The organism is Croceitalea dokdonensis DOKDO 023, from assembly GCF_001306415.1.
GTDB lineage: Bacteria > Bacteroidota > Bacteroidia > Flavobacteriales > Flavobacteriaceae > Croceitalea > Croceitalea dokdonensis.
In genome coordinates this window covers 514,104-530,663 of the sequence record NZ_LDJX01000001.1, presented here as the reverse complement: position 1 = coordinate 530,663, position 16,560 = coordinate 514,104, and the positions used below count along the sequence as shown (strand labels likewise).

9 protein-coding genes are annotated in these 16,560 nt (G+C 42.1%); 8 read left to right on the top strand and 1 reads right to left on the bottom strand.

The window, feature by feature from the left end:
* The first annotated feature begins 4 nt into the window (after positions 1 to 4).
* The 8 genes from I595_RS02235 (at position 5) to I595_RS02200 (ending at position 14,026) form a co-directional block, all read left to right on the top strand.
* The gene (locus I595_RS02235) at positions 5 to 2,398 is read left to right on the top strand and encodes a penicillin acylase family protein (protein ID WP_054557754.1); all 2,394 of its coding nucleotides are present in this window, start codon (positions 5 to 7) and stop codon (positions 2,396 to 2,398) included.
* Positions 2,399 to 2,560: 162 nt separating this feature from the next.
* Positions 2,561 to 5,311, top strand: a complete 2,751-nt coding sequence (locus tag I595_RS02230) for a TonB-dependent receptor (RefSeq protein ID WP_316934152.1) — start codon at positions 2,561 to 2,563, stop codon at positions 5,309 to 5,311.
* A 170-nt stretch (positions 5,312 to 5,481) separates the two neighbouring features.
* Complete coding sequence (locus I595_RS02225; protein ID WP_054557753.1) at positions 5,482 to 6,792, top strand: DUF4249 family protein; 1,311 nt, start codon at positions 5,482 to 5,484, stop codon at positions 6,790 to 6,792.
* A complete protein-coding gene (locus tag I595_RS02220) occupies positions 6,789 to 8,072 on the top strand; it encodes a DUF4249 domain-containing protein (RefSeq protein WP_083467463.1) in 1,284 nt (427 codons plus the stop codon). Before I595_RS02225 ends, I595_RS02220 begins: the two co-directional genes overlap by 4 nt.
* On the top strand, positions 8,069 to 9,427 hold the full coding sequence (locus I595_RS02215; RefSeq protein ID WP_054557751.1) for a DUF4249 domain-containing protein: 1,359 nt from the start codon (positions 8,069 to 8,071) through the stop codon (positions 9,425 to 9,427). Before I595_RS02220 ends, I595_RS02215 begins: the two co-directional genes overlap by 4 nt.
* 20 nt (positions 9,428 to 9,447) lie before the next feature.
* The gene (locus I595_RS02210) at positions 9,448 to 10,641 is read left to right on the top strand and encodes a DUF4249 domain-containing protein (protein ID WP_172675899.1); all 1,194 of its coding nucleotides are present in this window, start codon (positions 9,448 to 9,450) and stop codon (positions 10,639 to 10,641) included.
* Between the two features lie 13 nt (positions 10,642 to 10,654).
* The gene (locus tag I595_RS02205; protein ID WP_054557749.1) at positions 10,655 to 12,445 is read left to right on the top strand and encodes a hypothetical protein; all 1,791 of its coding nucleotides are present in this window, start codon (positions 10,655 to 10,657) and stop codon (positions 12,443 to 12,445) included.
* Between the two features lie 45 nt (positions 12,446 to 12,490).
* Positions 12,491 to 14,026 carry a YifB family Mg chelatase-like AAA ATPase gene (locus tag I595_RS02200; RefSeq protein ID WP_054557748.1) on the top strand — a complete coding sequence of 512 codons (1,536 nt, stop codon included), beginning with the start codon at positions 12,491 to 12,493 and terminating at the stop codon, positions 14,024 to 14,026.
* A gap of 292 nt (positions 14,027 to 14,318) precedes the next feature.
* Here I595_RS02200 and I595_RS02195 read toward each other — a convergent pair whose 3' ends face one another.
* Positions 14,319 to 16,475: an ATP-binding protein gene (locus tag I595_RS02195; RefSeq protein WP_054557747.1), complete on the bottom strand. Its 2,157-nt coding sequence runs from the start codon at positions 16,473 to 16,475 to the stop codon at positions 14,319 to 14,321.
* Positions 16,476 to 16,560 lie beyond the last annotated feature (85 nt).

Genomic DNA, 16,560 nt, shown 5'->3' with positions numbered 1-16,560 from the left:
CCTCATGAAGCTGTTAAAAAAAATCCTTGTAGGTCTGCTTATAGCGGTTGTTTTGTTTGTTTTTATTGGTTTGGTTTTTATCAACTCGCTTACGCCTACCTACTCCGGTGAGCAAGAACTTACGGATTTAACTGCTGATGTGAGCGTATATTTTGATGCTTACGGAATTCCCCATATTTACGGGGAAACAGAGGAAGATGCCCTTAGGGCTCTAGGTTACGTGCATGCACAAGATCGTTTGTGGCAGATGGAGCTACTTAGGCGTATTGCCAAGGGCCGGTTATCTGCTGTTTTTGGGGCAGATTTGGTAGAAACGGACATGTTTATGCTCACCTTGGGCATCGATGAGCATACCAACAAAACCATGTCCCATTTGGATATGGATAGTAAAACGGTGCAACTGGCGCAGGCCTATTTAGATGGGATTAACGCGTTTGTGGATAAAGGCCCCACTCCAGTGGAATTTTACCTAACGGGACTGGACAAGACACCATTTCAGCTAGAGGATGTGTACAATACCATTGGATATATGGCTTTTAGCTTTGCGATGGGCCATAAAACCGATCCATTGTTAACCGAATTGCGAAATAAACTTGGTGATGGGTACATCCAAGATTTGGCCATTACCTCGGATACCAGCTCTACCTGGATCAAAAACTATAAACTTCCATCAAGGGATTCTGTTTCTGCCTCGGTAACTGCCCAGGTTACCCAACTTCTTGAGAAATTGCCAGTTCCACAGTTTGTGGGCAGTAATAGTTGGGTACTGGCACCAGAAAAAACAAAAAATGGGAAGGTAATCTTGGCTAACGACCCACATATAGGTTTTGCACAACCATCCGTTTGGTATGAGGCCCATGTGACTGCAAAAAATTATGAGAAATACGGCTACCATATTGCCGGGATTCCCTTTCCATTATTGGGTCACGATAGGAATTTGGCCTATGGGTTGACCATGTTTCAAAACGACGACATTAATTTTTATTTTGAGGAGTACCATCCATCCGATAGTACTAAATACAAAACCGCAGCTGGTTATGCCTCTTTTGAAATTGTGACCAAAACCATTAAGGTAAAAGATGGGGAGGATGTGGAGTTTCAATTTAAAAAAACAAAGAACGGGCCCCTTTTAAACGGGGTCTCCAAACAACTTTACAGTGAGCGTCCCATAGCTGTATCCTGGGTCTATACACAGTTGGATAATCAGGTTATGGATGCCCTCTATGGAATGACCCATGCTACCAATATGGAGGAGTTTAAAAAGGCCTTGCCCAAAATACATGCACCTGGCCTTAATATCATGTATGGTGATGCCGAGGGTAATGTGGCATGGTGGGCAACGGCCAAGCTTTTTGAAATGCCGGACAGCCTATCCACCAAATTTATCCTCAATGGGGCTGTAGCAAACGAGCAACCTTTGAACTATCTGGATTTTTCGGAAAACCCAAGTGCCGTAAATCCCCCATGGCAATACGTTTATTCCGCCAACAACCAGCCAGATTCCGTTAACGGTAAATTGGTGCCAGGATATTATCTGCCGGAAAACAGGGCAAAGCGTATTGTGTCCTTATTGGAAGGAAAAGACAAATGGGATAAATCAGAGGCCGCTAAAATGATTTTGGACGTAACATCATCTGTAAACCCAAGCCTGGTAGCAGAAATGATTCGCTTGGTAGACATCAAGGAGTTGTCTCCAGAACAAACGAAACAAATGGACTTGTTAAAAAATTGGGACGGTAGTTACCAACTAAACAGCACCGCTGCAACCTTGTATCACCGTGCCGAATATCGGGTGGTCAAAAATATTTTTGAAGATGAAATGGGTGAGGGGCTTTTTCAGGATTTTTTGAAAACCCATCTATTCAAACGTCAGATTGCCCATATTGCTAAAAAGGACCATTCTCCATGGTGGGATAACATCAACACTCCAGATGTTAAGGAAGATAAAGCGAGCATCGCTACCGTATCCTTCAAGGAAGCTTGGGAGTCTTTAGTGGAGGATTTTGGGCCAAATCCTGACGAATGGACGTGGGATAAAGTCCATACCGTGGAACATGAGCACCCTATTGGGCAGGTAGAAAGTCTCCGAACCTATTTTAACGTAGGACCCTTTCCCATTCATGGAAGCAGGGAAGTAATCAATAACCTATCTTTTGGGTATGATGATACCGGATTTTATAAGGTAACCGTTGGCCCTTCTACCCGCAGAATTATCGACTTTTCGGATATTGAAAATAGCATTAGTATTTTACCCACGGGACAATCTGGCAATCCGTTGAGCAAGCATTACAAAGACCAAGCGCTGCTATACGTCAATGGGGAATTCAGAAAAATGATGATGAACAAGGAAGAGATTATCAGGGAAAGTACAGATATTTTGCTATTTGCTCCTAAATAATCAAATTCAAAGTTTAAAGTTACGGTTGGTCTAGATTCTTTTGTATATTCTTGGACTAAATAGACCTTCTTTATGTACCATCCTTTCTATTGGCCAAAGTTGTTAAATCCACTTAGGCCTGGTAACTTTTCAGTCAGTCGGCCGGCGCTATTCGTCTTTATTTTGGTTCTTTCTTTTTCCGTAAACGTACGCGGCCAGGACAGTTTAAAAATTTCAGGAAGTTATACCGCCACCGCACTGCAAACCGTGCTTAATGACCTAGAGGCAAAAACCCCATACCGTTTTTATTTTTTGGAGGATTGGATAGCATCGGATTCCATAACCGTTGAATTTAAGGACATCACCATGGATGAAGCCTTAACTAAAATTCTTGCTAATACAGAACTCAATTTTTTTAAAACCTCGGAGAATAGCATCGTACTTCTAGAGAATACCATTATTTATAAGGAGCTGCCCCAGTTCTTTTTTGGTAGGGAGGATGGCGGGATGGCCGTGGGCAAAAATGAGGAGCGGTCTGTTGGTTTACCACCACCAACATTTTACAATAATGATGTAAGACGCACCAATAAGGATTATGGCGTTTTAAAAATAGGTAAGAGCGACCCCAATAATCTTAAAAATACCTATGTGCTAAGAGGAAAGGCACTAAATGCAAGGACTGGGGAGCCTATCCAAGATTTGGCGCTAAGGGTCAAGAACACTTCCATTGTCACGGTGAGTGATATCAATGGCAATTTTTCCATGGAACTGCCTGCCGGATATAATATAATTACGGCCAGGGCAATGGGGATAGCCTCCACGGAACGAGAAGTGCTCATGTATAATAATGGACAATTAAATTTAATTCTAGAGGAAGGGTTGCAACAGTTGGATGAGGTGGTGGTAGAGGCAGATGCAGCAAAAAATGTAGAGGACACCACCACGGGAAGCGAAGAGATAAACTCGGAGGCATCCAAGAACATACCGTTGGTGCTCGGTGAACGCGATATTTTACAGGTAGCCAAAGCATTGCCCGGTATTTCCTCCGCTGGGGAGGGAGCAACCGGCCTCAACGTCCGTGGGGGTAAAACAGACCAAAACTTGGTACTGTTGGATGATGCCGTTATTTATAATCCACAACACTTTTTTGGTATTTTCCAAGCCTTAAACCCTTTTACCACGGAAGGTGTGGAGATATATAAAGGAGCCGTTCCCATGGAGTTTGGGGGGCGCTTATCATCCGTATTCGATATTAGAACTAAAAATGGCAATGTTGAGGAACTTTCAGGAGAGGGTTCCATAGGACCGGTGACCGGTAATCTTGCATTGGAAATCCCAATCAAAAAAGAACGGTCCTCCCTAGTGGTTGGAGGCCGTGGGGCTTATGCCGATTGGATTTTACGATCGCTGGATGAGGAATCTTTGAACAATAGTAATGCCTCCTTTTTTGATGGAATCATTAAATACCATGACAAAATAGACCAGGACAATGAGGTAAAGGCTACAGCTTATTTTAGTAGGGATGCTTTTAGTATAACCTCAGACTCTCTATACAATTATAGCAATAGGCTTTTTTCTGCCCGTTGGGACCATCAATACAATCAAAAAACAAATGGCGCCTTAATGCTTGCCAATAGCGATTACCGGTTTGGAATAGATTTTGACGGAACCGCCAATACGGATTTTGACTTGGCCTATGCCATTAATGAAACGGAGGTGAAATACAAACTCCGTACCCGTCTGAACGATACAAATTCTTTGGATTACGGGGTTTCTGCAAAACTATATTCCGTTAATCCCGGGAGCATTGAGCCAATAGGTGGGGACTCTGATATTGCGCCTGTTTTTATAGACAGGGAACAGGCCTTGGAAGGTGCCCTATTTGTTGGCGATCAAATTGATGTCAATGAGAAACTACGATTGGATGTAGGGGTGCGCTATGCCTTTTTTGCAGCCTTGGGTGCCGGTAGCCAAAGGACCTATCAAGAAGGGTTGCCCAGAAATGAGTCCACCGTTCTGGACACCTTGGATTTTAGTGCTGGGGAAGTGGTGAAAACCTACGGTGGGCCTGAATTTAGGGTTGCTGGGCGGTATCTTTTAGCTCCCGATTTTTCGGTAAAGGCAAGTTTCAACAATTCGTACCAATTTCTGCACACTTTGTCCAATAATACCACCGTATCCCCAATAGATACCTGGAAACTCTCAGATTTAAATATACAACCACAACAAGGGTACCAAGCTTCCTTGGGGTTCTACAAAAATTTTAAGGACAACGAGTATGAGTTAAGTTTGGAAGGTTATTACAAGCGTATGGACAACGTGCTCGATTTTAAAACGGGTGCAGACCTGTTTCTGAACGAAAATGTGGAGACCGAGGTACTACAAGGTGACGGTAAAGCTTATGGCGTGGAGTTTTTGCTGAAGAAAAATAAGGGAGACCTTAATGGTTGGTTAAGCTATACCTATTCACGATCGCTTTATAGATTTGATAGCGAGTTTAGTGAAAACCGTATCAATAATGGAGATTTTTTCGCCTCCAATTTTGACAAGCCCCATGATGTAAGCCTTATTACCAACTATAAGTTTAGCAGACGGTACAGTGTATCGGCCAACTTTGTGTACCAGACAGGCCGGCCGGTTACCTATCCTATTGGTACTTTTAGATTTAATAATGCGGATTTTGTCGCATTCAGTGATCGCAATGCGTTTAGGATACCGGATTTCTATAGGCTTGATTTAGGGGTAAATATTGAAGGAAACCACAAAAAGAACAAATTGGCCCATAGTTTTGTCACAATTTCAGTATACAATGTTTTGGGAAGAAATAATCCGTATTCTGTATTTTTTGTTACGGAAAATGGGGAGGTAAAAGCATTACAGAGCTCCATATTTGCCATACCTATTCCTTCCATAACCTATAATTTTAAATTTTAAGCATATGGATTTCCTAGACCAAAACAGAGGGATACACCGCTTGCCGTGGCTTATTTGGAATTAAAAATGGCAAGGCGTAAAAAAAATTATGCAAATAGATACAGTGAAATTAAATGATTTTAGTGCGTGAACCCAAGTGTAAAGGGTTTAGGCCTTAAAGTTTAAGAGGTATGTTTGGCAAAAATAGATTAGTTTTTGGTTTTCTACTGTTTCTAAGCAGTTGCGTGGAGGAGGTAGACCTTAGCATTACCGAGGTGGTTACCAATATTGAGAATATTTTAATTGTTGAGGGTACGGTCACCAATGAACTAAAGAACCAGCGGATAACGCTTTCTAAAATCGATACTATTTTGGATACCCAAATAGATTCCGTGTTCAATCCTTTTACACCAATTAGGGATATTGATAGGGATTTGGTACGTTATGAGGAAAATGCACAGGTAACGGTAGAGGATGATGCAGGATTGCGTTACCCTTTTAATGAAATAGGGCCAGGAATTTATGAATCTGCCCAACCCTTTGCCGCAGAAATAGGGAGAGCTTATCAATTACGTGTTATCCGCGCAAACGGACAACGTTTTTTTTCTACACCAATGCAAATAGAAGGATTCTCCAATTTAGAAAACGTTTACGCGGAAAAGGTAGTTAATAACGATGGGGAAGAAGGGATAGGAATTTTCATTGACAATGTTAGCGAGATGGGCGTATCCGAAAATTTTAGGTTCAAATATGAAGAAACGTATAAGATTATAGCGCCTAATTGGACTCCTTTTCAGTTTCAATTGACCAATTACGATCCATGTGCGCTGCCCGTCCCAACCTATGATTTGGACATTGTGGAGCGCTCACGGGAAGAACGTGTTTGTTATAGAACAGAAGTTTCAAATAGGATCGTGCAGGCGCAATTGGCCGGTGATAATGGGAGCGGAATCAAAAGATTTATGGTCCGTTTTATATCCAAGGATAATTTTGCCATTTCGCACAGGTACAGTATTGAAGTGGAGCAATTGGTTGCCGGTTTAGCATCTTTTGGTTTCTATGAGCAACTCAACAACTTTAGCCAGACCGGAAATATATTTTCCCAGGTCCAACCAGGCTTTTTAGAGGGTAACATCCTCTCGGAAGAGGGAACTGGTGGTACGGTTTTAGGTTTTTTTGATGTGGTTTCCAGCACCAAGAAACGATTGTTTTTTAACTATACGGATTTTTATCCGAATGAGCCCTTGCCGCCCTTCCCCTTTAATTGTAACCCTACCTCTGCACCGGAGTCACATGTTTCTTATTGCTTTCAGGGGTTTTCCATGAACAATTGCCCACAGTCTATTATTGAAAGGGTAAATCTTGGATTAATCAGTTTTACAGGGAACAACGGCTCTAACATTGGGGCCTGCCCTGGTCCTTTTACGTTTGTACCCACTGTTTGCGGGGATTGTACGCAACTAGGAAGTAATAGTGAACCTGAATTCTGGACCGAAGAATGAAAAGAATATTTCTGTATATCGTAAGCTGTTCTTGGTTCTTTGGTTGTGTGGAGGCCTTTGACCCAGTGGATATCGTAGACGTGCTGGACGGAGCGCTGGTAGTAGACGCCAGGCTACATGATGGCGCTATGGAACAGGATATTTTTCTAACACGCACCTTTAATTTGTCCGACTCAGGTCCGCTACCTGAAACTGGGGCTCTTGTAAAGCTGATGCCATCAGATGGTGCAACCATTGAATTTGCTGAACAGGAAAATGGGCGTTATACCTCCGTTGTTCCGCTAGATTTACAATCAGGCAAAAGCTACCAATTGCAAATTATCACCAAAGATGGGGTACAATATCTTTCGGATTCCACCATAATGCCACCAAAAGCACCTATGAATGGCATTCGTGCAGAGCGTCGTCTAAATGGTTTTGAGACCGATGGGGTCGCCATCTTGGTGGATACTGAAGTTCCTTTGGATGGTCAAGCTTACTTTAGATTCGAGTTTGAGGAAACCTATAGGATTATAGCTCCGGACCCCAATCCTTTTGATTGGGATCAAATTGATTATGACATTAATGACGGGGATGGTTGGGAGGTGACCGTTGCCCCACGGAATGGATTGGTGCATATTTGTTATGGAAACAACAGCTCCAATTCCATTGTTTTAGCTTCAACGGAAGGCCTTACCACCAATACCTTAAAGGATTTTCAAGTCCGTTTTATAGCTAGTACCAATTACGCCCTTTCCCATCGGTATAGTATTTTGGTAAGGCAATACCACCATGATGGTAATGCAGCCTCCTTTTTTGGGTCCTTGCAGGATTTTTCTAGTGTGGAAAGTGTGTTCAGTAATGTGCAAACCGGGCGTTTAGAAGGTAATATTAGGGTTCAAAATTCAAGCGTAGCCCAAGTATTTGGGTATTTTGAATTGAGCTCGGTAAGCGTTAAAAGGTTGTTTTTTAATCATGATGATATTTTTCCGGGAGAGGAAAAACCAGAATATTTGATTAACTGCAGCACGGGTTTACCTCCCTTGTACCCAGAGGGATTTCATATTACACCAGCCCCAAGTGGTGATGGTTTTGTAGTGGACGGCAATGGAAATTCCCCCTTGATAGAAGGTATTTTGGCTGGTTTGTATGCCTATCATGCAGAAAATGAAGATTATGAAGAGTGGTTGCAAACAGAGGGTTTGGGAGGGGCGGCCCCATTTCTGGTGAAACCTAAGGGCTGTGTGGATTGTACTGTTTTTGGGGGCACCCAACCACCGGAATTTTGGATAGAAGAATGAGAAAACCCATACACATATCACTGTTAACACTCTGCATCTGCCTGACAAGCTGCGTTGAGGAAATTTCGGTGGTGCCTTTGTCGGCAGTATCCCAAGATGGTCAGGGTATTTTGGTGGTAGAGGCCAACCTTACCGATAACGGTGAACCACAAAGGGTCCTGCTCAGTAGGTCCAGACAGGTGGAAAGTGATAGTACGGTAAACGTGCCAGAACAAGTGCTCTTTAATCCAAACTCCCCGTTTATATCGCCCAAAGGGCTAGACGTATTGCCAGAGGAAAATGCCTCGGTACGCGTAAGCACCAATGGCGGTCCGGAATTTGTGTTCATGGAAAGTGAACCAGGAATTTACGTGTCGCCTGCGGACTTTCGGCCCACTTTTGACGTTGGTTACACCCTTTCGGTAAGCACGTCCAATGGGGACCGCTACCGCTCCAACGAAATGCGTATGGCAGGGACTTCAAGCATAGATAGCCTTTATGCAGAACCTACCATTGCCGGCAGCGGTGCGGCAGGTGTTGGTATTTTTGTGGATAGCTCCATGGATTCCGCTTTAGGCGAGGCAGCCTATTACAGATACACCTTTGAGGAGACCTACAAAATCATCGCGCCAAACTGGACACCCTTTGAGTTTGAGATCATCAGGGAAAACCAAGAGTTGATGGTCGATGCAAACGGTGATGTGATAGATATTTTATATCCAGACGTGAGGTTAGTGCCAAGGGCAAGGGAAGAAAGGGTCTGTTTTAAGACCGATGCCTCACAAGACATTCTATTGTTTGATGGAACCACATTGAACGGGGGTCCCGTCATTAAAAATCAGCTGCGATTTATAAAAAGTGACAACCCTATCATTTCCCACAGGTACAGCATTCTGGTGAAACAAATGGCCATTTCTTTTGAAGCTTTTCAGTTTTATGAAAATTTGAGGAACTTCAATCAAAGTGAGCTGGTCTTTAGCCAGGTACAGCCTGGACCGTTGGAAGGCAATGTCTTTAATATAGCGGGAGACCAACCGGTCATCGGTTTTTTTGATGTGAGCCATGCCACGGAAAGGCGGCTGTATTTTAACTATGTGGACTTTTATCCGGATGAACCGCTACCGCCTTATTTTGGGACTGTTAGGTGTGACCGTATTTTAGCGCCTATTTTAGGTAATCCAGAGCGGGACGGTCCAATTCCGCCAAATGCCAGTTGTCCTGCCTTGTTGCCAGGGGTAAAGCTAGGTTTGTTGGAGTATGTAAGCAGTAATGAACCTGGTGAATGTGAAGGACCATACATCGTAACACCCACCATTTGCGGGGATTGTAACGTTGTAGGAACTAATGTTGTACCAGATTTTTGGATAGAGGAATGAATAAAAAGAGCCTATTTTATATGTTTTGTTGGTTTGGCCTTTTGGGTTGCGTAGAACCGTTTGAATTGGGCCAAGAGGTGCTGCAGACCGGGGATATCAATGCTATATTGGTCGTGGAGGCCAGCTTGACGAACGAACAAAAACAGCATGAGGTACTGCTGGGGCGTGGCAGGAGTTTTGCCAATGATACCGTCCAGCCCGCAGAACGGAATGCCAATGTCAGGATACTGGATGGCAATGGGAACAACCTTGTATTTGTAGAAGCGGAGCCCGGCAGGTACATCGCTACCGAACCTTTTGCGGTATTGCCAAACACTACATATCAATTACAAATACAAACCCAAGATGGAACATTCTACCAATCAGAAACCGTAACACCCCCTACTTCTGGTGGCATCGCAGATCTCTACGCGCAACGCGTAGAAAATGCCCAAGGTGTGGAGGGCATTGCCATCTATGTGGATGCAGAAATTCTACCTAATCAGCCCCCCTTTTTACGGTATACCTATGAGGAGACGTACAAAATCATTGCCCCGTTATGGCAGCCTTTTGATATCGTCATCACCAATACAGACCCGTTTTTGCCTACATTTGATCTGGCCCCACGGGAGCAAGAAGAACGGGTTTGTTACAATACCGTGGCCTCTGACCGAATCATTAAACCTACCAACCTTACGATATCTGGAGCGTTGTTGAAGCGGAATTTAATTCGGTTTATTCCTAGGGATGATTTTATCATCTCACATCGCTATAGCATTTTGGTCACCCAACTTGGCCAGACCCCAGATGCACACGCTTTTTACCGCGCCCTGAACGAACAAGCGGGGAACGAGAGTATTTTTACAGAGGTACAACCCGGCTTTATTTCCGGGAATATTACAAATCCTGAAGACCCTGACGAAAAAGTTTTGGGCTATTTTGAAGTTGCCCATAGTAGTACGGAACGCCTATTCTTTAATTACCAAGACTTTTTCCCCAATGAGCCATTGCCACCGTATATTTTAAATTGCAATTTTTTTGGAGCTCCCGAAACCATTAACGAAGGGGGTGGGTCGCCCTTACGGGATGCTGTTGAAAGTGGACTTTTTGTATACGCCGGCAATAATAACGGCCAAGTAGCGCCACCGGCAGGTCCCTATTTAACGGGACGCCGTGCTTGTGGGGATTGCACCGTACTGGGCAGTAATATGGTCCCTGATTTTTGGACAGAATAAATTAAGAACAATGATGAAACAAATTTTAGTTTTTGTGGTGGTGATGTTATTTCCAGTGGGTCTTATATCCCAATACATCATAAAGTCAAAAGAGGAATTGGAGAACCTTAAAAAACTTCCGCAGGAAAAAATGTACATAGACCATACGGGACCCGTAGTGCTTGCTGGGGAGTACCTGTACTATGCCACGTATACCTTTAACGCGCAAACCAATAAGCTTACGGATATTAGTACCGTAGGTTATGTGGCCTTGGTGGACCAGAACCAAAACTATGTTTTTGAACATAAAATTAAATTGACCAAAGGGCTGGGGCAAGGAGATTTTTTTGTGACAACCCAAGTTCCGTCCGGAACCTATAAGTTGTTGGGATATACCCAATGGATGAAAAATAATGGCCTAAAACAGGTTTTTAAGGATGATATCGTAATCATCAATCCCTATTTGGCAGATCAAGCAGCACTATTGGCCGGTGCTGGGGATTCCAAAGACGTTGACGCTTTGACCTCAACACCCAAAAAAGCGATACTGGATTCATCCACGGTTTCCATTACTACGGATAAAATGACGTATGCTAAAAGGGAAAAGGTAAAACTATCCGTCCGTAATTATAAAGGATATTTGGGTAACGGCGCTTACACGTTGGAAGTCAGGAAAAAAAGCCAATTGGAAACATTTAAGGCCATGGATGCCGCAGCCTATGCCAATGGTTATTTTAATGTGGATAAGGTGATACCCCAAAACGTGGGGGACAGTCTGTTCCTTCCAGAACAGCGGGGTGAGCTGTTCTTTGGCAAGGTTTTAAATACCTCCAATACTCCCATAGCCAACAAGCCAGTCGTTATTTCCGTTCCGGGAAAGGAATTTTTATTGAAGTTTTCACAAACGGATGACGATGGTAACTTTTATGCCTATTTCAAAAAAGATTATAAGACCCCGCGGGCCGTAGTACAGGTAGAGGAGGAGGAAAGCCAGTATACCATTAAAGAGGGTGTTTTGGGAAGACTGGATATCTCTTCCCTGCAGTTTTCAAAGTACAGATTAAGACCAGAGTTTAAAAAGATTTTAATTGATCGGAGCGTTCACAACCAAATAGAAAATCAATTTTTTGAAATTAAACCAGACAGTATCCTTCAAGGCGATGCCATTGACCCCTTTGATGGCGGTACCCCGGAAACCATTACCCTGGACGATTATACGCGCTTTGCCACCTTTGAGGAAACCTTGGTGGAGGTTGTTCCCAATGCGGGATACAGAAATGGTGGAAAAGGTAACGATTACGTGAAGGTACAGCAAGATTTTGAAACCTATAATGAGGATTACAACAGCTATCCTGCCATTGTGGTCATTGATGGTGTTTTTATTCCCAATCATGAGGCCGTTCGTAATTTTGATGCCAGAACCATTGAAAAAATCAGTCTTATCCGCGACCAATTTCGTTTGGGAGGCAAAGACTATCAAGGGATTTTATCTGTTGAAACCTTTGATGGCAACTATTTGGAATCACATAATTACGTTAACAGTAAAGTGATGCCTTTGGCAAAACCTAGACCCACCAAAAATTACTATAACCAAAGGTATGATAGCGATACCTTTGGGTACGGCCGTATCCCAGATTTTCGTTATTTGTTGTTCTGGAAGCCCCATGTGGTCATAGCGAACAACAATGGGTATGATTATGAATTCTTTACCTCGGACGTTAGCGGGGAGTTTGAGGTGGTTTTAAATGGTTTCACCACGTACGGAAAACCCATTACCATCACAAAGATGATATCCGTATTGGATACCACGGACAAGTCCAATTAAATCATCTTGTCATATCTTAGTGCTACACACTAACCTGTTTTTATTATGCTGATAAAAGTATTTGGCAGTGCCGTATTTGGGGTAGAGGCCACCACTGTTGTGGTAGAGGTGAACATAGACAAAGGCATTGGCTACCATTTGGTTGGTTTGCCCGACAACGCCATAAAAGAAAGTAATTACCGCATTGCTGCCGCCCTGCAGAACAATGGGTATAAGATTCCAGGAAAGAAGATTACCATAAACATGGCCCCTGCGGATTTACGAAAAGAGGGTTCCGCTTATGACCTGACGCTGGCCTTGGGTATCCTTTCTGCCTCCAACCAAATTAAATCGGAACACATAGAAAAGTACCTGATTATGGGCGAGCTTTCCTTGGATGGTAGCGTGCAACCCATAAAAGGCGCACTTCCCATTGCCATAAAAGCCAAAGAGGAAGGTTTTAAGGGGTTTATTTTGCCAAAGGACAATGCCAAAGAAGCAGCCATCGTAAACGGGCTAGACGTGTATGGGGTAGAAAATATCAAAGAGGTCATCGATTATTTTGATGCCGATAAGCCTTTGGAACCAACGATTATTGACACCCGTGCGGAATTCTATAAAACCTTGGATTTCCCGGAGTTCGATTTTGCCGATGTCAAAGGACAGGAGAGCATCAAACGCTGTATGGAAATTGCAGCAGCCGGTGGCCATAATATCATTTTAATTGGTCCGCCAGGTTCCGGTAAAACCATGCTGGCCAAACGTTTGCCTTCCATTTTGCCACCCATGACCTTGCATGAAGCTTTGGAGACTACCAAAATACATAGTGTGGTGGGCAAGGTAAAAAATATGGGATTAATGAACCAACGCCCTTTTAGGAGTCCACACCACACCATTTCTGATGTAGCGCTCGTGGGCGGGGGAGCCTATCCCCAGCCCGGTGAAATTTCCTTGTCCCATAACGGGGTGTTGTTTCTGGACGAGTTGCCAGAATTTAAACGAGGTGTTTTAGAGGTCATGCGCCAGCCTTTGGAGGATCGGGAGGTCACCATTTCCCGTGCACGGTTTACGGTCACCTATCCAAGCAGTTTTATGTTGGTGGCCAGTATGAATCCAAGTCCCGGTGGGTATTTTAATGATCCGGATGCCCCTGTGACCTCCTCACCGGCAGAGATGCAACGGTACCTTAGTAAGATTTCCGGTCCCTTGTTAGACCGGATAGACATCCATATAGAAGTGACCCCTGTTCCGTTTGAAAAACTATCGGATGATAGGAAAGGGGAGGGCAGTGTGGCCATCAGACAACGGGTGACCGCAGCGCGAGACATACAGACCAAACGATTTACAGCACTGGAAAACGTGCATTACAACGCCCAAATGAATACCAAACAAATACGGCAGTACTGTAAATTGGACGAGGCCTCAAAACTCTTGCTCAAAAATGCCATGGAACGCCTTAACCTTTCTGCCCGCGCCTATGACCGAATCCTAAAAGTGGCCAGAACCATTGCAGATTTGGCACAGAGTGAAGCAGTTGATGGCAATCATATTTCAGAAGCCATTCAATACCGAAGTTTGGACAGGGAAGGATGGTTGGGATAATGAATAACACATAAGCCCTTAGTTGGCTCAATTGACACGTCCCTGCTAGCGCGAGCGTCACGCTCGTGCATTCAGGCGTAACTCTGCATTAACAACCTTTTCCACCTTATTCCCATGCCCGCCAATTTGCAACTGGTGGCCGTGACAAGTCAATTATTAAATAATTGATTAGTACAATTTAAACGCACCCTAGTTTAGGCTGCCTCGTTATGGGTTCAATTGCACTCGGTATTATGAACTTATGCCACTTAGACAGAAGCAAAACCCATTTATGGATGAGATTAAAAAGTAATTAAAATAGAGTTTCATCATCTTCTGCTTCTTCTGTATTCTCGCCTGTCAATTTTTTTATAAAAATTTCATTACGATTTTTTGCTCGTTCAAGAAGTGTAGAATACTTTAAAACCTCCGTATATAAAGAACCATCTTTTCCTTCATTATTGAACATCCCAGCTATTTTTTTTGCAGGTCTAAATAAATAATCGAACTCATAAGATGGTATAAAGTCAGCATCGTGCGATCTTACATCATGTGGCTCTATTTGTTCTCCAATCAAATAGCCGTAAAAAGTTGTCAGTTTCATTTCGGGTATGGAAAAATTCCTTAAAAGCGTAGCATAATGATTTATTTGATTTAGGTGATCGGACACATTTGTATCTAAGCTTTTAAACTCTATTATAATACATTTTTCCTCTTTCGGGAATAAGAGTATGTCAGGTCTTTTGTCTAGGCGTTTTTGTCCCAGCGAAGTAATGTACTCGCTTTCTTTATCTGATAAATCCTCACGTATGATGTTTTTGCCTTTGTATTTTATATCTGACAATTGAAATTCTGATACACCTTGAAAGTAGATGAAATCTTCATTGATAATCCATAAATCACTTTTATTAGTTATAGTCGATTTTTGTTCAAAAATTAGATTGTGTAACAGTTCTTCATTGTTATTTCTTGAGCCATCATTTTGAACTATCAACTTTTTATTTAAAATCAATGAAAAAAGGTCTAGAACGAGCTTTCTTCGGGCCACATAATGGGTAAGTTCAACCCTGTTTTGTTGAGGTATTACTCGAACGATTCTGTCAATTTCTTCATTTAGTAAGGCGGAGTAATCATCAGATGTTGTGTCCAAATGATTAAGCCTATCCATACTGTCTTTAATATTAGAATCTAATTCAGCTTTTTTCTTTGCTTCTACGGTATAGAATTTTTCAAGAATTTTTTTGCTACTATCATTTATCGAAATATCTATATCTGAATCAAAGTCATCAGGTAAAAGGAACATTTCTTTAAGCTTATTTAAGTCGGTAAGATGCTTCTCTTGAATTTTCTCTATTTCTGGGTACAGACTCCATACAGTTTCACCTAATTTGTATTCCAAATCATCAAGAATAATTTCCCTATCAGAAAACATGTTTAATTGGTCTTGGAATTCATCGAATCGTGGGATGTGGAACTCACCTCTCTCATTAGTGTCTTTGTTGTCTAAGTAATCACTGGACACCAAGAATAAGAAATGACTACCTTCGATAACATCATTTTTGGCAAGCGAAACCAAATTAATGTCGAATTGTTGGACTACTTCATTCTTGCTTGTAAGCTTTAAATCGTTATGTTTTAAAAATGACTTGTCAAGCTTATAGGAATTAAGCGTAAAGGTTTCAAATTCATCTGCACTTTCAACTTTACTAGCATCAGGCGAAACTTTTGAATAATGTATTTGGAAATCTTCGGATTTGTCAATTTCGGGTATATCTGATTCAGTAATTTTCGAAATGTTTTCTCGTTCATTGAAAGCATAGTGTTCAATCGTTATTTCCGGCAATTCCTTTTTGTTCAAGCAAAAGTATTGGATATACCTTCGTAGTAAAGCATCTTTTAAAATTTCATCATTTAAGTTATGGTAACTAGCCAAATTTGAATCTAGCAAGCCTTCAAATGTCAATGTGGTGCTAGAAGCCTCCGCCTCAATTTCAACATCTTTTTTATGAAACACAATTGATTTATGCTGAAGAAAATTTTTGTTTTTGGACACTACAAATTCTCTTTCACGATAGCCTCCATTACTTTCGTAGATACTTTTTATCCTTGTAGTGTCGAAAAAATGGGTATACTGTATTCTTCCCGAACCTAGGTTTTTAAAGCCTTTTGTAAAATCTTTATATGTATTAAATCTATCAAATTCTTCATCATTAAAGCCTATTCCATTATCCGTGATATGCATTTTTGAAAATGTAAGACTGCCATCCGTGTTTTGAGTAGAATGTATTTTGATTAGAATTTTACCATTAAAGCCGTTATTTTCCTTCTCCCTGATTTTAATTGCTTCCAAGGCATTTGTAAAGGCCTCATAAATTGGTTGGAAAGTATTTCTTGAGCGCTTTATTTCTCTGATTATCCCTTCGTAGTAAACACCATCCCTCGTTACATAAGTATTGTCTTCATATTTCATTTTTAAATAAGGTGTTTAACTTAGGAATACGATTGTTAATCAAATATCCGAGATATAAAATCAAATAGCAAGCTATATGTGTTGA